The sequence below is a fragment of the uncultured Maribacter sp. genome (genome assembly GCF_947496775.1).
Lineage (GTDB): Bacteria > Bacteroidota > Bacteroidia > Flavobacteriales > Flavobacteriaceae > Maribacter_B.
Map to the genome: position 1 here is coordinate 138435 of NZ_CANMDU010000002.1, position 22692 is coordinate 161126.

Genomic DNA, 22692 nt, shown 5'->3' on the forward strand with positions numbered 1-22692 from the left:
TTATTTTTTGATATTATATTTAAACAACATTCACGATTTTCGTCAGAGGTTATTTTAACAGTCTGCAAAAATACAGTATTTATTAAAAGTAACAAGAAATTTTAGTTGTTATTTTGGTTTTGCTGGAATTGTTTTATTTGATAAAGAATTTTTAAAAGTATGGAGCTTACTTTAAAAATTAAAAAAACAATCTCTAATTAATGTTTTGTGATCTGTTTATTTTAACAAATCAGGCCTTAGTTTTTCCGTTCTTTCTAATGCTTTGTTTTCTCTCCATTCTTCTATTTTAGGAAAATTACCGCTTAGGAGTATCTCAGGAACTTTGTGTCCTTTATATTCTGCAGGTCTTGTGTATATAGGAGGGGCTAAGAGGTTGTCTTGAAAAGTATCGGTTAGTGCAGAGGTTTCGTTACTTAAAACACCTGGAATTAATCTTATTACCGCATCGCATAAAATTGCAGCTCCAAGTTCTCCTCCCGATAATACATAATCTCCTACGGATATTTCTTTAGTTATAAAAAGGTCTCTTACACGTTGATCTACACCTTTGTAATGGCCGCATAGTATAATAATATTTCCTGTAAGAGAAAGTCTGTTTGCTAGTTTTTGGTTTAAGGTTTCGCCATCTGGTGTCATATAAATAACCTCGTCATAATCTCTTTCTTTTTTGAGTTTAGATATGCACTTATCTATAGGTTCAATCATTAAAACCATTCCAGCTCCACCGCCAAATTGGTAGTCATCTACTTGGTTGTAACTTTTGTCTGTATAATCTCTTATATTGTGAAAATGTACCTCTACGAGTTCTTTTTCAATAGCCCTCTTTAATATAGAGGCCTCAAAAGGACTTTTTAAAAGTTCAGGAAGTACCGTTATAATGTCTATACGCATAAAAAACGCTTGTTAAAGAAGTTTTATAAAAAAAAGCTCCATTAGGAGCTTTTAGATTATTTAGACTTTTTATATTTATTAATTTCGTCTTGTAGCTGCCTACTTATTTTTTGTTCTCTTTCTAAAGCTCTTCTTCTATGGTCTTCATATTCCGTTTCCACTTCAGATAAAGCCGTTTTAGCTTCTTGTGTTAAAACATTACTTCTTCTGAATTTGTAAATAAACCCAATTAATAAAAGTAAAAGACAAGCTATAATAGTCCAAAGAATAACATTATAGGTTCCTTTAGAAACTAAAATGCCTAAAAAAGACATGCTGTCTTTTTCTTCGGTTACAGCAGATAAATTGTTACTTGTTTCTGCTAATTTTTTTTCTAAAGATGCTATTGTAGTCTCGTGCCCTTTTATAGTTGCTTTAAGTCCATCTTCCTTTTTGCTATAAACGTTTAGCGAATCTAGCACATTTTGTTTTAGCTTGTCTAAGGAAATAACTCTTACAACTTCGTATTTTTTTCCATCAGCCCTGTAATTTCCAGATTTTTTGTATATAAATTCAAACTGGCTATTGATGTTTCCTTTGTCTAGAGATAACTCTTGTTGTTCTTTTTTCTCTTCTTGCCCAAATTGTAGGTTAATTGTGAACAAGGTGATTACTGTACATAGTATTCTTAAACCTTTCATTTGTTAATGGTTTGTAAATTAATTAAATAGTGATTTAGAGGGGGACTAAAATACTTCATTAATGTCAATAAAGAAAAAAAAAAGAAAAAAGGTTTTGTTTTAAGTAGAATCGTGCCAAAACAAAACCCTTTTTTTAATCTATTTTCTAGTAGTAAGTATACCTTCTTACCTTAGATATATATTTTGCCAGGCGTATAACTTGGTGAGAATAACCATACTCATTATCATACCATATATATAGAATTATATTCTTTCCGGATTTTTCCACTATCGTGGCTTTGCTATCATAAATAGATGGAGCAGATGTTCCTATAATATCTGAAGAAACCATTTCTTTGCTTACAGAGTATTTTATTTGTTCCACTAAATCTCCTTCCAGAGCATATTTTTTTAGAATAGTATTGATACCATTTATGGATGTTTTGTTGTTTATTTCTAAATTTAATATTGCTAAAGAGCCATTAGGAACAGGAACCCTTATAGCATTGGAGGTTAATTTGTTTTCTAGTGCGGGTAAAGCTTTGGCAACAGCCTCGCCAGCACCCGTTTCGGTGATTACCATATTTAAAGCGGCAGCTCTTCCTCTTCTATATTTACCATGCATATTGTCTACTAAGTTTTGGTCATTAGTGTAGGCATGTATGGTTTCTAAATGTCCTTTTTTTATTCCTAAAGAATCATCAATTACTTTTAAGATTGGAGTAATAGCATTAGTGGTGCAGGAAGCAGCAGAAAATATCTTAGTAGTATCTGGATTGTATTCTTTATGATTTACACCATGAACAATATTAGGAATTTCTTTCCCGGGAGCGGTTAAAAGTACTCTCGAAGCTCCTTTTGATTTTAAATGTCTGCTCAGTTCCTTTTTATTTCTATATGCTCCAGTATTATCAATAATTAAGGCATCTTTGATGCCATAAGTGGTATAATTAATATCTTCTGGTTGGGCTGCATTAATAAGGTGTACCGTTGTGCCGTTAATAATAAGTGCATTATTTTTTACATCTATATCTACAGTTCCGCTAAATTTTCCATGAACAGAATCTGTTCTTAATAGATTGGCTCTTTTTTCTAATATTTCTTCATTCGTTGCGCCACGAGTAACGATTGCTCTTAATCGCATTTGGTTTCCTTTACCTGTTTTGGCCATGAGCTCTCTGGCAAGAAGTCTTCCAATTCTACCAAAGCCATATAAAACTACATCTTTAGGTTTTATTTCATCGGAGTTGTTAGCTCCTTTAAGTTTATTGATTACAAAGGATTTTACATTGATAGCGTCGTTGTCATCGGAATGGTACTCATAAGTAAGCTTACCAATATCTAATTTTGAAGGAGGTAGTTTTAGATCGTTAATTGCTCGTAATATCTCAACAGAATCGAAAATAGATATTGGTTTTTGAACAAATTCACCTGCATATTCATGTAAGTTAATAATGTCGCTTACATTTTTATCAATTACTTGGTTTTTGAATAAGACTATTTCTATAGATTTGTCATACCATAAATCGCTTGTTAGCTTAATGAATTCGGTAGTTGCTTTCCTTCTGTCTGCTTGGAAAGCAAGCTCTTTTTCGTACATTTTATTTTTTGCCATTCTGACTTTATAGTTAAAAATTGGTTTGCAAAAGTACTTATTTCAAACGTTTTCGTAAAATAAATACTGCATAAAAAACGCTCTATTAATAGAGCGTTTTTTTATTTAATTTATTATGTGTTTACTGAAAAATTAGTCTTTCTCTTTCTCCTTTGTTATTTAGCATAGTAATGCTTGTTTTTCCATATCTGGAAATTCGCCCAAACAATGTTTTTGCCTCTTGAATATTGTTTATTTTTTCACCGTCGACAGAAAGTAATATTTTCCCTTGAAGACCATACCCTCTATAGGTTTCAGGTACTCCAATGATTTTTACTCCAGTTTCTGTTTCAAATTTATCCTTATCTTCTTCTGTTAAATTTTTAACTTCAATTCCCATTACAGGAACAAATAAAGTTTGTCTTTCCTTAAGTGTAACGGGTACTACAATGGTTTCGTCTGACCGAAATATGGTTAGTTCAACTTCATCTCCAGGTCGTTTAGCAGAAATATAACCTGTTAGGTCAGCAAATCTTCGAACCGTAATTTCGTCAATTTTTTTAATGATATCTCCAGATTGAATTTTTGCATCCTCAGCGCCTGATTCTGGTTCAACACCGCCAACGTACACACCTTCGATTTCATTTATCCCATTTTCAATTGCATAAGGAGAGTTAATAGGAGGGGTAGTGATTCCTATTATGCCTTTTAGAACATTGCCATATTCCATAATATCTTCGACTACTTTTTTAGCAATATTACTTGGAACGGCAAAAGAATAGCCTACATAAGAGCCCGTTTGCGATGTAATAGCAGTGTTAATTCCAACCAAATCGCCATTGGTGTTTACTAAGGCTCCTCCGCTATTTCCTGGGTTTACAGCAGCATCAGTTTGTATAAAGGATTGGTCTATTTGCCCAAGAGCTCTTGCTTTTGCGCTAACAATACCTGCTGTTACTGTAGAAGTAAGGTTAAACGGATTTCCAACGGCTAAAACCCATTCTCCAATTTTTATGTTATCAGAGTCTCCGAAAGCCAAGTACGGAAGCTGTTTTTTTGCATCAATCTTTAGTAAAGCTATATCAGAATTAGGGTCAGTACCAACTAATTCGGCATCGTAGGTTTTGTTATTGTTTAAAGTAACTTGTAGTTTATTTGCTTTGTCTATTACATGATTATTTGTAACAATATATCCGTCAGAAGAAATTATGACACCGGACCCTGTACCTACCTGAGGTTGGCTGCTAGATTTGGAGCCATAGAAAAACTCCATAATATTCGTAGGACCAGAGCTTAAGGTTACATTTTTCACATGTACTACTGCATTTACTGTAGTTTCTGCTGCAGTCGTAAAATCTAATTCATTTATTCCTGCTCCTTTAGGGGAAGTAGGAGTGTAGCTTGTTTTAAAAGTACTGGCTTCATTTTCTGGTGAAATAACAGTATAGTTTGTGTTTTCAAAAAAAAGCTTGTAGGCGCCTAAGGTAATTGCTCCAGCAACAACGGCTACAAATAGTAAACTGCTAATTTTTTTCATTTGTCTGTGTTTTTAAAATAGGTATGGTAAAATTAATAGATTTTGTTAGTATTGGATTGTCTTTAACGACTTTTTAACTGCTAAAAAAATCTTAATAAGTTCTATCTTTGTAACTATTATGAAGAAAATGAATATTACGTTTTATAAATACCAAGGGACAGGAAACGATTTTGTAATGATTGATAATAGGAATTTGCAATTCCCAAAGGAGAATACAAAATTGGTTGCTTTTCTGTGCGATAGGAGACTCGGGGTAGGTGCAGATGGTCTTATTTTGTTGGAAAATGATCCAAAGAGCGATTTTAAGATGGTGTATTATAATTCCGATGGTAATGAAAGTACTATGTGCGGAAATGGAGGAAGGTGTCTTGTTGCTTTTGCTCAATTTTTAAATGTAATTAAAGAGAAAACATCTTTTGTAGCTATTGATGGTTTGCATAATGCTACAATGAAGGGAGATGTTGTTAGTTTGCAAATGATAGATGTTACTGAGATTAAAGAAAAACCACAAGCTTTGTTTTTAAATACAGGTTCTCCACATCACGTGCAAATGGTAGAAAATCTATCAGAATTTAAAGTCAAGAAAGAGGGTGAGAAGCTAAGATATGGTTTGTATGGCGAGACTGGTAGTAATATAAACTTTGTAGAAGCTATTAAGGATAATAAATTTGCTGTTAGGACATATGAGCGAGGGGTTGAGGATGAAACTTTATCTTGTGGAACGGGAGTAACGGCAGTGGCAATTGCAATGCATAAAACAGGAAAGGTAAAAGAAAAACATGTTTTTATTGATGTTTTGGGGGGTAAATTGGAGGTTGCGTTTAATTATGAAAACGGAATTTATAGAGATGTGTTTTTAATAGGTGAGGCAAAGCAAGTATTTAAAGGTAATATCTCATGTTAAATTTAGAAGGCAATAAAATATATTTAAGAGCTCTGGAAATGAGTGATTTAGATTTTTTATATGCTTTGGAGAATACTACTGATTTATGGGAAATTAGTGGAACAATAACACCATATTCAAAAAAAGTATTACAACTTTATTTAGATAATGCGCATAGAGATATTTATGATGTTAAACAACTACGTTTGTGTATATGTACTAAAGAGGAAGAGGTTATAGGGTTAATTGATTTGTTTGATTTTGATCCTAAGAATAAAAAGGCAGGTATTGGTGTTGTTGTCTTACAAAAAGAGAGAAGAAATGTAGGTATAGGAGCCGATGCTATTACTGTCTTATGTAATTATGCATTTAGAGTGTTAGACTTACATCAGCTTTACGCTAATGTTTTGGAAGATAATTTGGCGAGTATACATTTGTTTAAAAAGCTTGGGTTTGAACAAATAGGAGTTAAAAAAGATTGGATTTATTCCAATGGGGATTATAAGAACGAAATTTTATTTCAAAAAATTAATATATGTACATAAAGAAAATACTATTAACTATAGTTTTATTGGGGTTAATTGGAGGTGGAGTGTTGGCTTATACTGTTTATGATGCTTTTTTTACGCCAAATACTAAATTCAATAACGATAAGGCTTATGTGTTTATACCAACAAACTCTAATATTAATGATGTAAAGGAGCTTTTGGAGCCTCTTCTAATAGATTTTTCTTCTTTCTTGTCTGCTGCAGATAGAAAAAAGTATTCTACTAATATCAAGGCAGGTAAATACGCTTTGAAAAAAGGGATGAATAATAATGAGATTATTGGTGTATTAAGAAGTGGTAATCTTCCGGTAAAAGTAGCTTTTAATAATCAAGAAACTGTAAAAGATTTAGCAGGAAGAATATCTAAGCAAATAGAAGCGGATAGTGTTAGTCTTTTGAAAGCTTTTAATGATTCGGAGTTTTTAGAAAAAAACGGTTTTAATAAGGAGGATATGTTGTCTATGTATGTTCCTAATAGTTACGAGTTTTTTTGGAATGTATCTGCAGAAGGATTTAGGAATAAAATGTTAAAGGAGTATGGCAGATTCTGGAATGACGAAAGGTTAGCTAAAGCTAAAAAAATTGGATTTTCGCCAAAAGAAGTAATTACTTTGGCTTCCGTTGTGCATAAGGAAACGGCGAAAGTAGATGAACGCCCAAGGGTTGCTGGAGTATACTTAAATAGATTACGCAAGGGAATTTTGCTGCAAGCAGACCCTACGGTAATTTATGCTATAAAAAAAGAAAGTGGAGATTTTACCAAAGTAATAAAAAGAGTTCTTTATAAGGATTTGGAGTTAGATTCTCCTTATAATACCTATAAATATGCAGGCTTACCTCCTGGGCCTATTGCTATGCCAGATATAACAGCAATAGATGCTGTTCTTAATTCAGAGAAACATGATTATATTTATTTTGTAGCCAATGTAGAAAATTTTGGGTACCATAAATTTGCGAAAACACTGGCGCAACATAACCGAAATAAGGTGCAGTATGTCCGTTGGATAAACGAGAAAAAGATAAATAGATAGTCTCTCATCCTTATTTTTGTACTTGTTGACTAAAATTGTATAGTTTTAACAAATTCTTCTAAAAAAGGATAGCAAAATCGATCTAACTTTGCCAACTGAAATTTAAGCGAGCTGATTTTTTGCTGTAAGTCTTAAGAAATTAATTATATGAGAAGATGGATATACGTAAGTTGTCCTCTTATCGTGACCTTTATTTTTTCAGGTTTTGGTTTTAAGGCCCAAGAGGTTAAAGTACCAGAAACTTTAAAAGTAAATGAACCTACTGAAGTTTTGTTTCCCAAAAGCAAAACTTATTTTAACAATGTAATTGTGGCGCCTCCTTTTTTAGGAAGTACTTACATTGGTTTTAAAGAAGCCTTGGCATTTAAAGAATCCCAAGGGAATTATTTTACAACAAATACCTTAGGGTATTTGGGTAAGTATCAATTTGGTGTAGGAACATTGCAATTGATGGGTGTGTACAATACAACTCGTTTTTTAAACGACCCAATTTTGCAAGAAAAAGTTTTTAGGACCAACATTGCAAGAAACAAATGGATTCTTAGAAGAGATATTCAGCGTTTTGTTGGCAAAAAAATTGGAGGAATAGTTGTAACAGAATCTGGGATGTTGGCCGCGGCACATTTGGCGGGACCTGGAAATGTACAAAAGTATTTGCGTTCTTATGGTAAGGATAATGTTATGGATGCTTATGGAACAACAGTATCTAAGTATTTAAAAAAGTTTTCGGGATACGACATATCTTATGTTGCACCAAAAAGAAACCCAAAAGTATAGAAGAGTAAGTTTAATATGAAAATGGTAAGCCTTGGCAATAGAACCGTCAAGGCTTTTTTTATGCCTGAATTATAAAAATAGTTGGTCTTTTGTGTAGATCTAGCTTTGTTCTTTTCCAGTCAGCAATCTTCTTTGTGGCAATATATTCCGTTGGTAAAGTAATATCGCAAGCAATACATAAATAAGCGTTTTCTGTTAAAGTTTTGGTAAGTTCCTGAAACATTTTATCATTTCGGTAAGGTGTTTCAATAAAAATTTGAGATTGCTTTAATTCTCTTGATTTCTTTTCTAGTCCTTTAAGAGTTTTTTTTCTTTCGGAATTATCAATAGGTAAGTAGCCATTAAAAGCAAAATTTTGCCCATTAAACCCGCTAGCCATAAGAGCTAGTAATATAGAAGAAGGTCCAACTAAAGGTACTACTTGTATGTTTTTTTCGTGAGCAATTTTCACAACATCTGCTCCGGGGTCGGCGATTCCAGGGCACCCTGCTTCTGATAGAACTCCAATGTTTATTCCATTTAGGCAAGGTTCTAAAAAATTGGGAATCTCATGAGGCTCTGTGAATTTATTAAGTAAATTTATTTTTAGATTTTGTTGCGATTTTCTAGGGTTTATTTTTTTAATAAAACGACGAGCTGTTTTTTCGTTTTCTACAATATAATGATTAACACTTTCTATGGTTTGCTTAATAGAAATAGGTAAAACTTCTAAAGGTTCATTATCGCCAAGAGTTGTTGGTATTAAATAAAGTTTTCCTTTAGTGGTTGTGGTTTCCATTATTGTATTTTTTTAGCAATCGCATTACAGGCTTTATCGATTAATTGAAAAACATGTTCAAAGCCTTCGTCTTTGTCGTAGTAAGGGTCAGGTACTTCAGTAATTTCTGTATTACTTTCAGAAAGTAATAATTTTACTTTAGCAATGTCTTTTTTGTTAGATGTTAGCGCAATTATATTTTTGTAATTGCTTTTGTCCATTGCGTAAATAATATCAAATTCCTGGAAATCTTTAAAAGAAAATTTTCTGCATTTTTGCTGATGAATATCTATTCCGTACTTCTGAGCGACAGCAATAGAGCGAATATCTGGCATATTTCCAATATGATAGCCAGCAGTACCCGCAGAGTCAACAAAAATTTGTTCAGAGTTAACTTTACTTTTTAAAATACCTTCAGCTAATGGTGACCTGCAGATGTTTCCGAGGCATACCATTAATATTTTGGTTTTCATTTAAAAAAGGTATTATGAAAATTTCTTTGTTAAATCATCTATATATTTACGGAACTGTTTATCCGTTTCAGCAAGGTTATCTACCGTCTTGCAAGCGTGTAATACCGTTGCGTGATCACGTTTTCCTATTTGGGATCCAATGCTAGCTAGGGAAGCTTTGGTGAATTTTTTGGCGAAAAACATAGCTAATTGTCTTGCTTGTACAATATGGCGTTTTCTAGTTTTACTTTGTAGGGTTGCAACATCCATTTCGAAGTAATCAGAAACTACCTTTTGAATATAGTCTATGGAAACCTCTCTTTTGGTATTTTTAACAAATTTCTCCACTACTTGCTGAGCAAGGTCTATAGTAACTTCTTTTTTATTGAATGAAGATTGAGCAATAAGAGAAATAATAGCGCCTTCTAATTCTCTGATATTTGATTTTATATGTTTTGCAACATACTCAATAATATCATTAGGCATTTCTACACCATCTCTATATAATTTATTCTTTAATATGGAAATACGTGTTTCGTAATCCGGATTCTGTAATTCTGCAGATAATCCCCATTTAAAACGTGACAATAATCTCTGTTCTATGTCTTGCATATCTACAGGAGCTTTGTCTGATGTTAGGATAACTTGCTTTCCATTTTGATGTAAGTGATTAAAAATATGAAAAAATACATCTTGGGTTCCAGATTTTCCAGAAAGGAATTGTACATCATCAATTATAAGAACATCTATTAATTGATAAAAATGAATAAAATCATTTCTGGTGTTCTTTTTAACAGATTCTATATATTGCTGTGTAAATTTTTCAGCAGAAATATATAAAACAGTTCTTTCAGGGTATTTGTCTTTTATTTCAACACCGATAGCATGAGCTAAATGCGTTTTTCCTAAGCCTACTCCACCAAAAACTAATAATGGATTAAAGGATGTACCTCCAGGTTTATTGGCAACAGCCATACCAGCAGAACGAGCTAAACGATTGGAGTCTCCTTCAAGAAAATTATCAAAATTATAATTTGGATTTAACTGAGATTCTATTTTTATATTTCTAATGCCAGGAATAACAAAAGGATTTCTTAATTCTGGATTTTTAGATTTAATAGGAACATCTAATTCTTGAGATGCTAAACTACCACGATTGGTACTAGGAATTTTTTCGGTAAAGGGTTCTTTATTGCCGTATGTATTTTCCATACGAATAATGTAAACTAACTTAGCAGTTTCTCCTAACTCTTTAGTTAAAGCTACTTTAAGAAGTTTTACATAATGCTCTTCTAGCCACTCGTAGAAGAATTTACTAGGAACTTGAATGCTTAAGGCTTTTTCAGAAAGCTTAATTGGTTTAATTGGTTCAAACCAAGTTTTAAATGCCTGCGGTTGGATATTATCTTTGATAAAAGCCAGACAATTATCCCAAACAGAATTTGCAGTAACACTCATTATAATATTTTCCTCTTTTTTTTGGTTAGTGATTTCGTTTTAAAGACTTGTGTTTAATAAGTCGTAAATAGTGTGCTTATAGTTTAGCAAATATGTGAACAAAATATGTAATAAAAAAATGAAAATCCTTTGAATTTTAGATATTTTTTTCTCATGTTCGTATGGCTAAATTGAGAACCATTTAAATATATAATAATTACCTGAATTAATATGGATTTTAACGAAATTTCTTTTCGAGCTAGGTATAGCGAAACAGATCAGATGGGGGTTATTTACCATGGTAACTATGCACAGTATTTAGAAATGGGAAGAGTTGAATGGCTTAGAAATAAAGGTGTTTCTTACAAAAGCATGGAGGAGAATGGGGTTATGCTCCCAGTTATTTCTTTACAGACTAAATACAAGAAATCTGCTTTTTATGATGATTTAATTATTGTTAGGACTATTTTAAAAAAAACACCGTCTGTTAGGATTGAATTTGACTTTGTTATTTATAATGAAGCGAGAGAAATTTTAGCGGAAGCAAATGTGGAGTTAGTTTTTATGGATATGGAAAAAAGACGACCTATAAAGTGTCCCGATTACATTCTTAAAAAGTTACATTTAGAGGGGTAGAAAAATCATGAATTCATTTTTCTGATAGTAATTTCGTGATGCGTTTTAAATATGCTTTCCACTTTTTCGGAATCTTTTTGTCTTACGGAAAATTGTATAGAACATTTCATTTCCATTTTTTGAGCATTAATTTTTAACTGGTGTTGTTTTATTATGCGCATTACTTTATCTATCTCTTTGTAGTTAAAAGAGACTTTGTAAGTATCCAAAATTATTTTCTCCACAATTGTGGCTTCTTTTAAGGCGATTTCTGCCGAATTGCGATAAGCACTTATTAAGCCACCTACACCCAGTTTTGTTCCGCCAAATATTCTTACAATTGCTACTAATACATTTGTGATATTAAAAGATTTTATCTGGCCATATATTGGCATTCCTGCTGAATTGTTCGGCTCTCCATCGTCATTAGCTCTATAAATAGGTTGTGTTACTCCTAATTGCCATGCATAACATACGTGATTGGCTGTATGATGTTTTTTGCGTAAATTTTCTATTATGGGCTTAATGTCTTTTTCGGTTGTAATGGGAAACACGTAACCAATAAACTTGCTCTTCTTTTCCTTTAAAAGAATTTCTTTAGAGGGTTTTAATACCGTTTTATATGTATCGTTATTATTTTGCATTACGTTAATGCTACAAGAGATATGCTGATAATTGCTAAAGCAATACCAAACCAATTTTTAGTACTTATTTTTTCTTTAAAAAGTAGAATACCTAATAGGGTGGAAAACATAACAATCGCAACATTATTGATGGTAAAAATAGAAGCGCTATTAAAGTTAGGGTTGTTAAGAGCTTTTAAAAGAAAATAAATAGAGAAAAAATTAGGAACTCCTAGTACAACTCCGCCAATAATATTTCTGAAATTTATTTTTAATGGTTTCTTTTTAGATTGTAATACAATAAAAAGAATACCAATTATTGCTGCAGAACCAAAAACTACTGACGAAAAAAGAGAGAATTCTGTTGGGTTAACATGTTTTTCTTGAAAGTATTTAATAGTAGCGTCTATACTTCCGGATCCAAGAAAAACAAGGATAGGTAATAGTAATATTTTTATGTTAAAAGAAGCTTTACTTTCTTTCATAGAGGCAAAATAAACTGCCGCTATAGCCAAAAGAATTCCAACAATTTTTAAAATACTTAAATGTTCTTGATATGCTATTACGCCTATAATTACAGGTATTACAAACGACATTTTAGTAGCTACAGAAGCTACAGATACTCCCACTTTTTGAGCTGTAGCAGCCATTAAATTAAAAACTAGAATAAACAACAACCCTAATGCTAATGTACCAAAGAACCAAGGTTTTTGTGGGACAGAAGAAATTGCAATAGGACCTTGGTAAAGAAATAACCCTACGGTACATGCAACTACGTAATTTGTAATAATAGCGTATAAGGTTTGTATTTTATAAATACTAAACAGTTTAAAAATTACAAATATTAAGCTAGAAAACAAGATGCTTAAGACAAGATTCAGCATTATTGTATTTTGTTTTTTAAATCAGTAACATCTTCAAATCCAACTTGTAAATTCCAGCATGGAATGCCTAATTTTTCTGCGGCATCTGTATTTTCTTTTGTGTCGTCAATAAAAAAGGTTTCTTCTGCAATTAAGTTGTTTTGTTGTAGTACATATTCATAAATATCCGCATTTGGTTTTCGTAATTGTATTTCATGCGATAAGTAGAATTTTTCAAAACAATCTTTAAAACGCTTATAATTCTCCTTACCCATGGATTCTATTACATAGGAAATATGTATTTCATTTGTATTGCTTAATAAGAAAAGGCGATATTTTTTTTCTTTAGCTAGGTTTTCTAGAAACTCCAAACGACGTAGTGGGAAATCTAATAAAATGGAATTCCACGCTGTCTTTATTTTTGAGGCATCTGCTTTGGGAAAAATTGTAATTAAACTTTGTATAAAGTTTTCAGATGATATTAATCCTTGCTCGTATTTTTTTGCTACAGAATCTAATTCGGGAGTTAAAGATGTAAAGCCATATTTTGCTAATTCCTTAAAAACAGCTTGTTTGTCTAGATTGATGAATATATCGCCAAAATCAAAAATAATATTTTTAGTCATTTTTTATTATGTATAATTGGTCTTTTAATAGTTGTTTGGTGTGGCCTTTTTCGTTATTAATAATGGGGGCTTTAATGCCTTCTTTAAAAGAAGTGTTTCCAATGAAAATACGAGCTTCATCCCAAAGTTTACTATCAATAAAGGTTTGTATGGTTTTAGTGCCGCCTTCTATAATTACACTATTAATATTTCTGCGGTGAAGAGAATTGCAAATGTGTTTAGCTAAAGATGCATCAAATGAAACAATTTCGTAATTTATGTTGGGAATTATGTTTTTTACGAGCTTATTTTCTGTGAAAACAATGGTATTTGTTTTGTTGTCTAAAAGATGAAAATCTTGCTTTACTTTTAGGTTTTTGTCTAAAACTATCCTAGTAGGATTTTTGCCTTTCCACTTTCTTGTATCTAATTTGGGGTTGTCTTGTATAGCGGTATTAGTACCTACAAGTATAGCTTGTTCTTCTGCACGCCATTTGTGAACTATTTGTCTGGAAAAAGTGTTTGTAATCCAAAATGGCTCTGGGGTTACTTTGCGCTTAGAGGAGTTAGGAGCTATAAATCCGTCTTTTGTTTCTGCCCATTTTAAAATTATATAAGGGCGTTTTTTTGTAAAGAAAGTTAAGAAGCGTTTGTGGTGTTCCTTACATTCTTTTTCCAATATTGGGGTAATTACATTACAACCGGCTTCTTTCAATTTTTTAATGCCTTTGCCAGCTACTTTTTCATTAGGGTCTAATGTGCCAATAACAACAGTTTTAATTTGATGTTTTATAATTAAATCTGCGCAAGGAGGAGTCTTTCCATAATGAGAGCATGGTTCCAAAGTAACGTATAGAGTGGCTTCTTTTAAAAGAGAAATATCTGTAATTGAGTTTATTGCGCTTACTTCTGCATGGGACCCCCCGTACGGACTAGTATATCCTTCTCCAATTATTTTGTTATTGTAGACAATAACACTACCAACCATCGGATTGGGAGCTGTATTGCCAAGACCATTTTTGCCTAATTCAATACAACGTAACATGTATTTTTCATGTATCTTCACTTCACAAAAATAGGAATATAAACTTCTTCTATTTCAAAAATTATTAGAGAAATAGAAAGTAGGTTTATATATAATAAAACTATTAGGTATGAATGAAGCTTTTATAAGAGAAATTGAGCAAAGGGATAATGAGAAAGTGGCAATTGTTATTCGTAAAGTCTTAATAGATATGGGGGTTCCTAAAGTTGGTACGGCTTATGCGGATAAAGCCTTAGATTCTATGTTCGAGAATTACAATGTACCTAAAGCTACTTATTTTGTGGTAGAATTAAATAATGCTATTGTAGGTTGTGCAGGAATTGCAAAATTGGAAAATTATGATGGAAATGTTTGTGAGCTACAAAAAATGTATTTTTTAGAAGAGGCAAGGGGTAAAGGAATTGGATCTATGATGATAAGAGCTTGTTTGGAAAAAGCGAAAATTTACGGTTTTGATAAATGTTATTTAGAAACTATGCCTTATATGAAAGCAGCTCAAAAATTGTATCTAAAAACTGGATTTACTTATTTAGATGATAAAATGGGGGATACGGGGCATTATTCTTGCCCTGTTTGGATGATAAAAGATTTGTAGTAGATGTTGTTAAGAGATATTAAGAATATTTTTGAAGAGGAATTAATAGAAATTTACCCTTTAACTGAGGTGCAAAGTTTCTTTTATAGAACTATTGAGCATTATTTGCACTTGCAAAGGTTTGTTTTGGCTATAGAGCCTAATTTAACTTTGACTAAGGAGGAGGAGGAGCCGATATTTATAGTATTATCTAGATTAAAATTGCAAGAGCCTTTGCAATATATCTTGGGTTGCGCTCATTTTATGGATTTAGATTTTAAAGTCAATTCAAATGTATTAATCCCAAGACCGGAGACAGAAGAATTGGTATGTTGGATCTTGGAAGATGTAGAAAAGAAAACCAATCAGCAGATTCGTATTTTAGATATAGGCACGGGTAGCGGATGTATACCTATTTCTTTGGCTAAGCATGTATCACAAGCGGAAGTATTTGCCATAGATGTTTCCGGAGAAGCCATAGATGTAGCTAAAGAAAATGCAGTTCTAAATGGGGTGGACATTACTTTTTTAAAAGCAGATATTTTAGAGTTGCAGTCGCTTGATTTAGATTTTGATATAATAGTTTCTAACCCACCTTATGTTAGGCAGTTAGAGAAAATAGAAATGGCAGATAATGTAAAGAAATATGAGCCAGACATGGCTTTGTATGTGCCAGATGATAAGGCGCTTATGTTTTATGAAAAAATAAGTGTTTTTGCTAAAGAGAATCTGATTTCAGGCGGGACTTTGTATTTTGAGATTAATCAATATTTAGGAAAAGAAACAAAGGAGCTTTTGCAAAATGAAAATTTTTCAGAAATTGAGCTTCGAAAAGATATGTTTGGGAATGATAGGATGTTGAAAGGAGCAAAAAAATAGTGAGAAAGAATAAAAAATAAATGAACGTTCAAGAGCAAATAGAAGCATTACGAAGAGAGTTAAGAGAACATAATTACAATTATTATGTATTAGATAATGCTACAATATCGGATTACGATTTTGATATAAAACTTAAAGAATTACAAGGTTTAGAAGAAAAGCATCCAGAGTTTTACGATGCTTCTTCCCCGACGCTTAGAGTTGGTGGTGCAGTGACCAAAAATTTTGCAACCATTGTACATGAGCATCGTATGTATTCTTTAGATAATTCTTATTCTAAAGAAGATGTAGAGGATTGGGAAAAAAGAATACAGAGAGTATTAGGAGATGTAGAAGTGGAATTTACATGTGAGTTAAAATATGATGGCGCTTCTATAAGTTTAACTTATGAAGATGGTAGATTAATGCAAGCGGTTACTCGTGGGGATGGTTTTCAGGGAGATGAGGCAACTACGAATGTAAAAACTATAAAATCGGTTCCCTTGCAATTAAAAGGAGATTATCCGCCAAAGTTTGATATTCGTGGAGAAATTGTTTTGCCCTTTGAAGGATTTAAAAAAATGAATGAGGAGCGTATAGCGGCAGGGGAAGACCCTTATATGAATCCTAGAAATACAGCCTCCGGGAGTTTAAAACTTCAGGATAGTGCTGTTGTGGCGCAACGTCCATTGGACTGTTTGTTGTATGGTATTGTTGGTGAAAATACGGGAGTTACTTCGCAATTTCAAATGTTAGATAAAGCTCGGGATTGGGGATTTAAAGTGCCCACTATAGCAGCCCTATGTAAAACTACAACAGAAGTAATGGAATTTGTAGAATATTGGGATACCCATAGACATGAGTTACCTTATGAAACAGATGGGGTGGTTATTAAAGTGAATAACTTACAGCATCAAGAAGAGTTAGGGTATACCTCTAAAGCGCCACGTTGGGCAATGGCATATAAGTTTAAAGCGGAGCAAGTTTCAACGGTTTTAAATGAAATTACCTACCAGGTGGGTAGAACAGGAGCAATAACGCCTGTGGCTAATTTAGAGCCAGTTTTATTGGCAGGAACCACGGTAAAAAGAGCTTCTTTGCATAATGCAGATCAAATAGAAAAATTGGATATTAGGGAAAGAGATACTGTTTTTGTAGAAAAAGGAGGGGAGATTATACCTAAAATTATAAAAGTAAATTTAGAAAAGAGACCGCAAGATTCTACAGTTACAAAGTATATTACCCATTGTCCAGAGTGTCATGAAGAATTGGTAAGAACAGAAGGAGATGCAAAGCATTATTGTGTAAACTACTATGGTTGCCCACCACAGATTACAGGTAGAATTCAACATTATATTTCCAGAAAAGCAATGGACATTGAAGGCTTGGGAGGTGAAACTGTAGAACTTCTTTTTAAAGAAGGTTTAATTACCAATTATGCAGATTTGTATAAACTTACTAAAGAAGATGTGTTACCGTTAGAGAGAATGGCTGAAAAATCAGCGGAGAATTTAGTTAATGGAGTTGCTGCCTCCAAAGAAATTCCTTTTGAACGGGTTATGTTTGCTCTGGGCATTCGTTTTGTAGGGGAAACTGTTGCTAAGAAATTGGCTAAAGCATATAAGAATATAGATGCCATTAGTGTGGCAACAGTAGAGGAGTTAATTGCGGTAGATGAAATAGGTCAACGTATTGCCGAAAGTGTAGTGGAATTTTTTGGTAATATAGAGAATATAGAAATTATTAATAAACTTAAGACATACGGAATTCAGTTCGAAATATCTGCGGATAAATTATTAAATCAGACAGAGAAATTAAAAGGACAGACTTTCGTTGTTTCTGGTGTTTTTGAAGTAATAAGTAGAAACGATTTAAAAAAGCTAATAGAAGATAACGGAGGAAAGGTTGGTTCTTCTATTTCTTCCAAAACCTCTTTTTTGGTTGCGGGAGATAAAATGGGGCCTAGTAAATTGGCAAAAGCGGAAAAATTGGGAATAGAAATTATTTCGGAACAAGAATTCTTAGCTATGGTGTAGTTTATTTGCTTGTGCGAGTATTTAATAACGGTTTCATGGAAATTATAGACTTTAAAAAGAGCTTAAAAGAAGATTGTCCTCCAGCAAATTATTCTCTTGCATTAAAAGCACTTTGGTTTGCAGCTAATGATAATTGGGAAGCGTCTCATGATATAGCTCAGGATATGCATAACACAATGGGAAGTTGGATACACGCCTATTTGCATAGGGCAGAAGGGGATGACTTTAATGCTGGTTATTGGTACAGACAAGCAGGGAAAACTTTTCCTGAGGTTGCATTAAAAGAAGAACTGCAAAGTATCGTGGAAGCGGTTATTGCATAAGGAGTTAAACTTCTTTCTTAAAGCAAACACTATTTTCTACTCCAATATATTGTCCATAATTGGTAATTACTTTATAGTGGTTCTTTTTGTAAAGAGCAACCGCTTCTGTTTGTCTTGTTCCTGTTTCTAGTATACAGGAGGTGAAACCTAATTCGGAAGTCCACGATTCTAGCTCTTTTAGTATTTTAGTTGCAATACCATTGCCTCTTGCTTTCGGGGAGACATACATTCTTTTTATTTCTGTGGAAGATGTATTCATTGGTTTTATAGAACCACATCCGACAGGAATATTATTTAAATAAACTACGATGACATATTTTAAGTTTTGAATGGAATTAAATTGATTGTAAAAATCGTGTTCATCACCGTCCGTTACTGCTAAATACGCATCTAGTTCCTTTACAAGAGCAATAAAATCTATGTTTTTAGAATCGGTTCTAATAAATTCCATAATACTATACTTTTATAGAAATTCCTTGCGATTGTGTGTTTGTTGTGCCATCAAAATAAAAATCTACTCGACCTAAGTTAATACCAAAACATCCTACTTGGTTTACGAGGATATCTTTGTCTAGGGTATTTTTCACTATGGTCGGTTTTTCTAGAAAAGTATGCGTATGACCACCAATTATTAAATCTGTGTGTTTGGTTTTAGCTGCTAGAGTAAGATCATCTGGTTTATGTTCGTTTTCATATTTATACCCTAAATGCGAAAGGCAAACTATTAAATCGCATTTTTCATCTTCTTTTAATTGTCTTTCAATATCTGTAGCAATTTCAAACGGATTTAGGTATTCTGTCTCTTTGTATAGTTTTTTGGTTACTAAACCTTTTAGTTCAATACCAATACCATAAACGCCAATTTTAATGTTGTTTAACATGAAGGTTTTGAATGGTTTTGTATGTCCGTTTAAAGCAGTATTTGTAAAATCGTAATTAGCAGATAGCAAGTCGAATTGAGCATTCGGAATTTGCGCTAATAGTCCTTCTATGCCATTGTCAAAGTCATGATTGCCTATAGTGGCTGCATCATATTTAAGCATATTCATAAGTTTAAACTCTAGTTCTCCTCCAAAAAAGTTGAAATAAGGAGTCCCTTGAAAAATATCACCAGCATCCAATAATAAAGTATAAGGGTTTTCTTTTCTAATAGAATCAATCAAGCTAGCACGGCGAGCTACTCCTCCTAAACTTGGAAAATCGGAATGGTCTAATGGAAACGGGTCTATGTGGCTATGCACATCATTAGTGTGTAGGATAGTAATTTTTGTTGGTTTATTTTGGATGCAAGAATCTAGGGTTAGTCCTCCTAAGCCAACAAAAGTAGAAGTAGCGGAGGTATTTGTTATGAATTTTCTTCTGTTCATAATTACTTTGTTTTATAATAACGATTATCAACTTTAGGCGAAAGGGTGTCTACTTTTTTAAAATAATCAATTATCGCATTTCTTATTTTATAATCGGTTTCCGTAATGCTTATACCGTCTTTAAAAAAGCCCATATTGTCGCCGCCATTTACTAGATAGTTAGATGTGGCTACAAAGTATGTTCTGTTAGGGTTAAATGGTTTTCCTTGAATATTTAAAGTTTTTAATTGATTGTTTTTATCTAGAATTATTTGCGCACCTGAGAGAGGATGTGCTCTTTTGCTATTTATTAAATATTGAATTAAATCTAATATTGATTTTCCGTTTAATTCCGCAACAACAACCGTATTTTCAAAAGGCATTACCTCATACGCAGTTCTTGCAGTAACGGGGCCTTTAGAAATTATAGAGCGTATACCACCATGATTTAAAAGAACAAAATCAATATTTTTTTTAGTTCTAGATTTAAATATAGGGTTGGCTTGTAAGTAGATAATATCTGCCATTAAGTTGCCTGCGGAGGTGTTATGGGTGCCATCTTGTTTAGAAATTTTATGTGTGGCATAGGCAAGAGTGCTATCTAGAACATTGTTGATGCGATTGCGATATGGTTTTATATAATTATTAATAGAATCTGGTTCGGAATAATTAGATTCAATTGGTATTTGTTTTCCTTCTATTTTGGATAGCTTTTTAGGAGATTTCGAGCAAGAGGTTATCAAGCTAATTGTTACAAATAAAACAAAATGTGTTATTTTTAAAATCATGATTGTTTTAATTTAGCAGTGTCTAAACAAATGGAGATTCTTTACATTTGTAGAAATGTAAAAATACATGTTTAACGGAATAAAAGATAAATTAAAGCGTAAATCTGGGGTTAAATTTTTAAAGGCGGAATTAAGTAAGTCATTAACCGAAGTGCAACGCAAAAAAGGAATTACTTCTATAGGCTGTATCGTAGATTTAGATAAGTTTGAAAATGCTAATCTTTTTTATGAGTTTATCGAAGAATTTTCATTGCGACCAAATGCTGTTAAAATAATTGGTTACAAGAATTTTTATGATAAAAATTCGCCGTATGCTATACCAGTTTTTTCAGATAAAGATTTGGGGTGGAATGGTAATATTGAAAATAGCTACGCTTTAGAGTTTTTAAGTAGAGAGTACGATATGTTGATTAATTATTACAATGAAGAAAATTTATTGTTAGAATTAATGACAGTGAAAACAAGAGCAAGGGTTAATGTAGGATTTATTGAGGTAGATAAAATTTATAATGATTTAATATTGGATACTCCAATAAATAATTTTAAAGTTTTTAAAACAGAGCTTAAAAAATATTTACGAGTATTAAACGAAATAGAATAATGAAAGAATTGTTGGGTACAGGTGTTGCTTTAATCACCCCTTTTAATGAAGATGGAAATGTGGATGTTGCTGCTTTAGCAAATATAGTGGAGTATAATGTTTCTGGTGGTGTAGAGTATTTAGTGGTTTTAGGTACCACAGGGGAATCTGTGACTTTATCCAAAGAAGAGAAACAACTTATAATAGATACTGTTATAGCTGCTAATGCAGGTCGTTTACCATTAGTTTTGGGCGTAGGTGGCAATAACACTGCAATGGTGACAGAGGAGTTGTTAACTGCAAACCTGAGTGCTTTTGTAGCAATATTATCTGTGTCTCCGTATTACAACAAACCAACACAAGAAGGAATTTATCAGCATTTTAAGGCTGTTTCTTTAGCTTCACCCATTCCTGTAATTTTGTATAATGTACCTGGTAGGACGGGAAGTAATGTATTGCCAGAAACAGTTGCTCGTTTAGCGGAGGATTTTAAGAATATTGTTGCTGTTAAGGAAGCATCTGGAGATATCGTACAAGTGCTAGAATTGGTAAAAAAGACACCCGCGGATTTTCATGTTATTTCAGGAGATGATATTACAGCTTTATCTAGTGTTTTAGCTGGTGGCTCAGGAGTAATTTCTGTTATCGGTCAAGGTTTACCAAATGAATTTTCATCTATGATTAGGTTTGGTTTAGAAAAACAAGTAGAAAAAGCTTTTGCTTTGCACTATGACTTGCAAGAAGGCATGCAACTAATTTTTGAAGAAGGAAACCCAGCTGGGATTAAAACTATTTTAGAAATAGCAGGTTTGTCTAAAGCTAAGGTTCGATTGCCTTTAGTCGAAGCTACAACAGAATTAAAGCAAAAAATAGAGGCGTTTGTAAAGCCATTTATTAAGGTTGTAGCATAAATATTTTTGTTAGAACGTTAAAACTTCCCCAAAAGCATTGTGGTATATGATGGATGCTTTTATTTTAGCATAATAAAAATGTTTTTTATATCCATTGATAATCCCTAATTTTGCAAAATGTTTTTAAAGAAGAGGCACCTTTTTTCATTTGCTATTATCGCATTAACTTTTACATCTTGTAGTGAGTACCAAAAAGTACTTAAGAATGATGATGTTAAAGCAAAGTATGATATGGCAGAAAAGTTTTATAACGAGAAAGACTTTAAACGATCTAATCGTTTGTTTGAGCAAATTGCTCCTAAATACATTGGTAAGCCTCAAGGAGAGCGCGTAATGTTTTTCTTTGCTAATACATTTTTTCAAAGAAAAGATTATAATATGGCCGGGTATCAATTCGAAAGATTTATCAAGTCTTATTCTAAAAGTGATAAAATACAAGAAGCTAGTTTTTTAGGAGCTAAAAGTTATTACATGCTTTCTCCAAATTATTCTCTAGATCAAACAGATACAGATAAAGCACTTTTAAAACTTCAGAATTTTATAAACGAATATCAAGATTCGGAATTTTTTGCAGAGGCTAATGTTATGGCTAAAGAGCTTACAACAAAAAAAGAGAAAAAAGCTTTTGCTATTGTAAAGCAGTATAATAAACTTGGAGAATTTAATTTTGAGTTATTAAAATCTGCTGTAGCTGCTAGCGATAATTTTATATCAGATTATCCGGGTTCAATATTTAAAGAAGAAGCTCTTTATGTAAAATTAGATGCTTTAACGCATATGGCTTTAAATAGCTTTGAATCATTAAAAACGAACCGATTGGGCAATGCTAAGCTTGCTTATGACGTTTTAAAGAAAAAATTTCCTGAGTCAAAATTCAGTAAAGAGGCTGATAACCTACTTAAGAAAATAGATAAAGAATTAAAAAGACTTCCTGAAGAAGCAAAATAAATACTTGTTAT

General features: G+C 32.5%; 26 protein-coding genes. 12 read left to right on the forward strand and 14 right to left on the reverse strand.

The genetic code is table 11. The features are described from left to right. Nucleotides 1–216 precede the first annotated feature (216 nt). The 4 genes from trmD to Q0856_RS05140 all read right to left on the reverse strand — a co-directional run bounded on the left by trmD (nt 217) and on the right by Q0856_RS05140 (nt 4681). The gene (gene trmD, locus Q0856_RS05125; protein ID WP_298503232.1) at nt 217–891 is read right to left on the reverse strand and encodes a tRNA (guanosine(37)-N1)-methyltransferase TrmD; all 675 of its coding nucleotides are present in this window, start codon (nt 889–891) and stop codon (nt 217–219) included. Between the two features lie 56 nt (nt 892–947). Next, nucleotides 948–1571: a tRNA (guanine-N1)-methyltransferase gene (locus Q0856_RS05130; RefSeq protein ID WP_298503233.1), complete on the reverse strand. Its 624-nt coding sequence runs from the start codon at nt 1569–1571 to the stop codon at nt 948–950. Between the two features lie 145 nt (nt 1572–1716). Further along, the gene (locus Q0856_RS05135) at nt 1717–3165 is read right to left on the reverse strand and encodes a glyceraldehyde-3-phosphate dehydrogenase (RefSeq protein WP_298503235.1); all 1449 of its coding nucleotides are present in this window, start codon (nt 3163–3165) and stop codon (nt 1717–1719) included. Nucleotides 3166–3286: 121 nt separating this feature from the next. Continuing rightward, on the reverse strand, nt 3287–4681 hold the full coding sequence (locus tag Q0856_RS05140) for a trypsin-like peptidase domain-containing protein (protein ID WP_298476576.1): 1395 nt from the start codon (nt 4679–4681) through the stop codon (nt 3287–3289). Nucleotides 4682–4808: 127 nt separating this feature from the next. Between Q0856_RS05140 and dapF the strand changes: the two genes are divergently transcribed. From dapF to Q0856_RS05160, 4 genes are all read left to right on the forward strand, one after another. Continuing rightward, on the forward strand, nt 4809–5585 hold the full coding sequence (gene dapF, locus Q0856_RS05145) for a diaminopimelate epimerase (protein ID WP_298477211.1): 777 nt from the start codon (nt 4809–4811) through the stop codon (nt 5583–5585). Next, nucleotides 5579–6109, forward strand: coding sequence for a GNAT family protein (locus Q0856_RS05150; RefSeq protein WP_298503237.1), 531 nt, complete (start codon nt 5579–5581; stop codon nt 6107–6109). The genes dapF and Q0856_RS05150 overlap by 7 nt, the downstream gene beginning before the upstream one ends. Further along, complete coding sequence (gene mltG / locus Q0856_RS05155; protein ID WP_298476570.1) at nt 6100–7143, forward strand: endolytic transglycosylase MltG; 1044 nt, start codon at nt 6100–6102, stop codon at nt 7141–7143. Before Q0856_RS05150 ends, mltG begins: the two co-directional genes overlap by 10 nt. Nucleotides 7144–7290: 147 nt before the next feature. After that, the gene (locus tag Q0856_RS05160) at nt 7291–7920 is read left to right on the forward strand and encodes a hypothetical protein (RefSeq protein ID WP_298476568.1); all 630 of its coding nucleotides are present in this window, start codon (nt 7291–7293) and stop codon (nt 7918–7920) included. A 58-nt stretch (nt 7921–7978) separates the two neighbouring features. On the opposite strand, the gene Q0856_RS05165 is transcribed toward Q0856_RS05160, so the two are convergent. The 3 genes from Q0856_RS05165 to dnaA are packed head-to-tail and all read right to left on the reverse strand — an operon-like array spanning nt 7979 to nt 10587. Continuing rightward, a complete protein-coding gene (locus tag Q0856_RS05165) occupies nt 7979–8698 on the reverse strand; it encodes an SAM-dependent methyltransferase (RefSeq protein ID WP_298503238.1) in 720 nt (239 codons plus the stop codon). Further along, nucleotides 8698–9150 (reverse strand): low molecular weight protein-tyrosine-phosphatase, encoded by a 453-nt coding sequence (locus Q0856_RS05170; RefSeq protein WP_298503240.1) that lies wholly within the window; start codon nt 9148–9150, stop codon nt 8698–8700. The genes Q0856_RS05165 and Q0856_RS05170 overlap by 1 nt, the downstream gene beginning before the upstream one ends. 12 nt (nt 9151–9162) lie before the next feature. Further along, entirely contained in the window at nt 9163–10587 is a 1425-nt protein-coding gene (gene dnaA / locus Q0856_RS05175; protein WP_298476555.1) for a chromosomal replication initiator protein DnaA, read from the reverse strand. Nucleotides 10588–10797: 210 nt separating this feature from the next. Here dnaA and Q0856_RS05180 point away from each other — a divergent pair, with 210 nt between their 5' ends. Continuing rightward, nucleotides 10798–11202, forward strand: coding sequence for a thioesterase family protein (locus Q0856_RS05180; protein ID WP_298503241.1), 405 nt, complete (start codon nt 10798–10800; stop codon nt 11200–11202). A 5-nt stretch (nt 11203–11207) separates the two neighbouring features. Here the strand turns inward: Q0856_RS05180 and Q0856_RS05185 are convergent, their stop codons facing one another. From Q0856_RS05185 to ribD, 4 genes are read right to left on the reverse strand one after another with little or no spacing between them, the layout of a single operon-like run. After that, nucleotides 11208–11825, reverse strand: a complete 618-nt coding sequence (locus Q0856_RS05185) for a YigZ family protein (protein ID WP_298503242.1) — start codon at nt 11823–11825, stop codon at nt 11208–11210. Beyond that, entirely contained in the window at nt 11825–12688 is an 864-nt protein-coding gene (locus Q0856_RS05190; protein ID WP_298503244.1) for a DMT family transporter, read from the reverse strand. Before Q0856_RS05190 ends, Q0856_RS05185 begins: the two co-directional genes overlap by 1 nt. Then, on the reverse strand, nt 12688–13293 hold the full coding sequence (locus tag Q0856_RS05195) for an HAD family phosphatase (protein ID WP_298476542.1): 606 nt from the start codon (nt 13291–13293) through the stop codon (nt 12688–12690). Before Q0856_RS05195 ends, Q0856_RS05190 begins: the two co-directional genes overlap by 1 nt. Continuing rightward, nucleotides 13286–14338 carry a bifunctional diaminohydroxyphosphoribosylaminopyrimidine deaminase/5-amino-6-(5-phosphoribosylamino)uracil reductase RibD gene (gene ribD, locus Q0856_RS05200; RefSeq protein ID WP_298503247.1) on the reverse strand — a complete coding sequence of 351 codons (1053 nt, stop codon included), beginning with the start codon at nt 14336–14338 and terminating at the stop codon, nt 13286–13288. The genes Q0856_RS05195 and ribD overlap by 8 nt, the downstream gene beginning before the upstream one ends. Nucleotides 14339–14426: 88 nt before the next feature. On the opposite strand from ribD, the gene Q0856_RS05205 reads away from it, so the two are divergent. Genes Q0856_RS05205 through Q0856_RS05220 form a run of 4 tightly spaced genes read left to right on the forward strand, consistent with a single transcriptional unit; the run spans nt 14427 to nt 18108 of the window. Further along, nucleotides 14427–14912 (forward strand): GNAT family N-acetyltransferase, encoded by a 486-nt coding sequence (locus tag Q0856_RS05205; RefSeq protein ID WP_298476536.1) that lies wholly within the window; start codon nt 14427–14429, stop codon nt 14910–14912. A 3-nt stretch (nt 14913–14915) separates the two neighbouring features. Next, nucleotides 14916–15770, forward strand: a complete 855-nt coding sequence (prmC, locus tag Q0856_RS05210) for a peptide chain release factor N(5)-glutamine methyltransferase (RefSeq protein ID WP_298503249.1) — start codon at nt 14916–14918, stop codon at nt 15768–15770. A 20-nt stretch (nt 15771–15790) separates the two neighbouring features. Beyond that, nucleotides 15791–17785, forward strand: coding sequence for an NAD-dependent DNA ligase LigA (gene ligA / locus Q0856_RS05215; protein WP_298503251.1), 1995 nt, complete (start codon nt 15791–15793; stop codon nt 17783–17785). Between the two features lie 35 nt (nt 17786–17820). Beyond that, nucleotides 17821–18108 (forward strand): hypothetical protein, encoded by a 288-nt coding sequence (locus Q0856_RS05220; protein WP_298503252.1) that lies wholly within the window; start codon nt 17821–17823, stop codon nt 18106–18108. 4 nt (nt 18109–18112) lie between these two features. Here the strand turns inward: Q0856_RS05220 and Q0856_RS05225 are convergent, their stop codons facing one another. From Q0856_RS05225 to Q0856_RS05235, 3 genes are read right to left on the reverse strand one after another with little or no spacing between them, the layout of a single operon-like run. Further along, a complete protein-coding gene (locus Q0856_RS05225) occupies nt 18113–18559 on the reverse strand; it encodes a GNAT family N-acetyltransferase (RefSeq protein WP_298476526.1) in 447 nt (148 codons plus the stop codon). Between the two features lie 4 nt (nt 18560–18563). Then, nucleotides 18564–19475: a metallophosphatase gene (locus tag Q0856_RS05230; RefSeq protein ID WP_298503254.1), complete on the reverse strand. Its 912-nt coding sequence runs from the start codon at nt 19473–19475 to the stop codon at nt 18564–18566. A gap of 2 nt (nt 19476–19477) precedes the next feature. Then, nucleotides 19478–20242: a 5'-nucleotidase gene (locus Q0856_RS05235; protein ID WP_298503256.1), complete on the reverse strand. Its 765-nt coding sequence runs from the start codon at nt 20240–20242 to the stop codon at nt 19478–19480. A gap of 67 nt (nt 20243–20309) precedes the next feature. Here Q0856_RS05235 and Q0856_RS05240 point away from each other — a divergent pair, with 67 nt between their 5' ends. From Q0856_RS05240 to bamD, 3 genes are all read left to right on the forward strand, one after another. Beyond that, on the forward strand, nt 20310–20843 hold the full coding sequence (locus Q0856_RS05240) for a hypothetical protein (RefSeq protein WP_298476518.1): 534 nt from the start codon (nt 20310–20312) through the stop codon (nt 20841–20843). Continuing rightward, on the forward strand, nt 20843–21733 hold the full coding sequence (gene dapA, locus Q0856_RS05245) for a 4-hydroxy-tetrahydrodipicolinate synthase (protein ID WP_298503258.1): 891 nt from the start codon (nt 20843–20845) through the stop codon (nt 21731–21733). Before Q0856_RS05240 ends, dapA begins: the two co-directional genes overlap by 1 nt. Nucleotides 21734–21850: 117 nt before the next feature. After that, entirely contained in the window at nt 21851–22681 is an 831-nt protein-coding gene (gene bamD / locus Q0856_RS05250; protein WP_298476512.1) for an outer membrane protein assembly factor BamD, read from the forward strand. The last annotated feature ends 11 nt before the right edge of the window (nt 22682–22692 follow it).

Bases quoted from the DNA above. Each gene is read 5' to 3' on its own strand.
- Q0856_RS05130 (WP_298503233.1), bottom strand. From the start codon at position 1,571: ATGAAAGGTTTAAGAATACTATGTACAGTAATCACCTTGTTCACAATT.
- ligA (WP_298503251.1), top strand. From the start codon at position 15,791: ATGAACGTTCAAGAGCAAATAGAAGCATTACGAAGAGAGTTAAGAGAA.
- Q0856_RS05140 (WP_298476576.1), bottom strand. From the start codon at position 4,681: ATGAAAAAAATTAGCAGTTTACTATTTGTAGCCGTTGTTGCTGGAGCA.
- bamD (WP_298476512.1), top strand. From the start codon at position 21,851: ATGTTTTTAAAGAAGAGGCACCTTTTTTCATTTGCTATTATCGCATTA.
- Q0856_RS05230 (WP_298503254.1), bottom strand. From the start codon at position 19,475: ATGAACAGAAGAAAATTCATAACAAATACCTCCGCTACTTCTACTTTT.
- Q0856_RS05185 (WP_298503242.1), bottom strand. From the start codon at position 11,825: ATGCAAAATAATAACGATACATATAAAACGGTATTAAAACCCTCTAAA.
- Q0856_RS05135 (WP_298503235.1), bottom strand. From the start codon at position 3,165: ATGGCAAAAAATAAAATGTACGAAAAAGAGCTTGCTTTCCAAGCAGAC.
- Q0856_RS05170 (WP_298503240.1), bottom strand. From the start codon at position 9,150: ATGAAAACCAAAATATTAATGGTATGCCTCGGAAACATCTGCAGGTCA.
- dapA (WP_298503258.1), top strand. From the start codon at position 20,843: ATGAAAGAATTGTTGGGTACAGGTGTTGCTTTAATCACCCCTTTTAAT.
- Q0856_RS05165 (WP_298503238.1), bottom strand. From the start codon at position 8,698: ATGGAAACCACAACCACTAAAGGAAAACTTTATTTAATACCAACAACT.
- Q0856_RS05180 (WP_298503241.1), top strand. From the start codon at position 10,798: ATGGATTTTAACGAAATTTCTTTTCGAGCTAGGTATAGCGAAACAGAT.
- Q0856_RS05235 (WP_298503256.1), bottom strand. From the start codon at position 20,242: ATGATTTTAAAAATAACACATTTTGTTTTATTTGTAACAATTAGCTTG.
- Q0856_RS05225 (WP_298476526.1), bottom strand. From the start codon at position 18,559: ATGGAATTTATTAGAACCGATTCTAAAAACATAGATTTTATTGCTCTT.
- Q0856_RS05190 (WP_298503244.1), bottom strand. From the start codon at position 12,688: ATGCTGAATCTTGTCTTAAGCATCTTGTTTTCTAGCTTAATATTTGTA.
- Q0856_RS05160 (WP_298476568.1), top strand. From the start codon at position 7,291: ATGAGAAGATGGATATACGTAAGTTGTCCTCTTATCGTGACCTTTATT.
- Q0856_RS05150 (WP_298503237.1), top strand. From the start codon at position 5,579: ATGTTAAATTTAGAAGGCAATAAAATATATTTAAGAGCTCTGGAAATG.
- trmD (WP_298503232.1), bottom strand. From the start codon at position 891: ATGCGTATAGACATTATAACGGTACTTCCTGAACTTTTAAAAAGTCCT.
- dapF (WP_298477211.1), top strand. From the start codon at position 4,809: ATGAATATTACGTTTTATAAATACCAAGGGACAGGAAACGATTTTGTA.
- prmC (WP_298503249.1), top strand. From the start codon at position 14,916: ATGTTGTTAAGAGATATTAAGAATATTTTTGAAGAGGAATTAATAGAA.
- Q0856_RS05195 (WP_298476542.1), bottom strand. From the start codon at position 13,293: ATGACTAAAAATATTATTTTTGATTTTGGCGATATATTCATCAATCTA.
- Q0856_RS05240 (WP_298476518.1), top strand. From the start codon at position 20,310: ATGTTTAACGGAATAAAAGATAAATTAAAGCGTAAATCTGGGGTTAAA.
- mltG (WP_298476570.1), top strand. From the start codon at position 6,100: ATGTACATAAAGAAAATACTATTAACTATAGTTTTATTGGGGTTAATT.
- Q0856_RS05220 (WP_298503252.1), top strand. From the start codon at position 17,821: ATGGAAATTATAGACTTTAAAAAGAGCTTAAAAGAAGATTGTCCTCCA.
- dnaA (WP_298476555.1), bottom strand. From the start codon at position 10,587: ATGAGTGTTACTGCAAATTCTGTTTGGGATAATTGTCTGGCTTTTATC.
- Q0856_RS05205 (WP_298476536.1), top strand. From the start codon at position 14,427: ATGAATGAAGCTTTTATAAGAGAAATTGAGCAAAGGGATAATGAGAAA.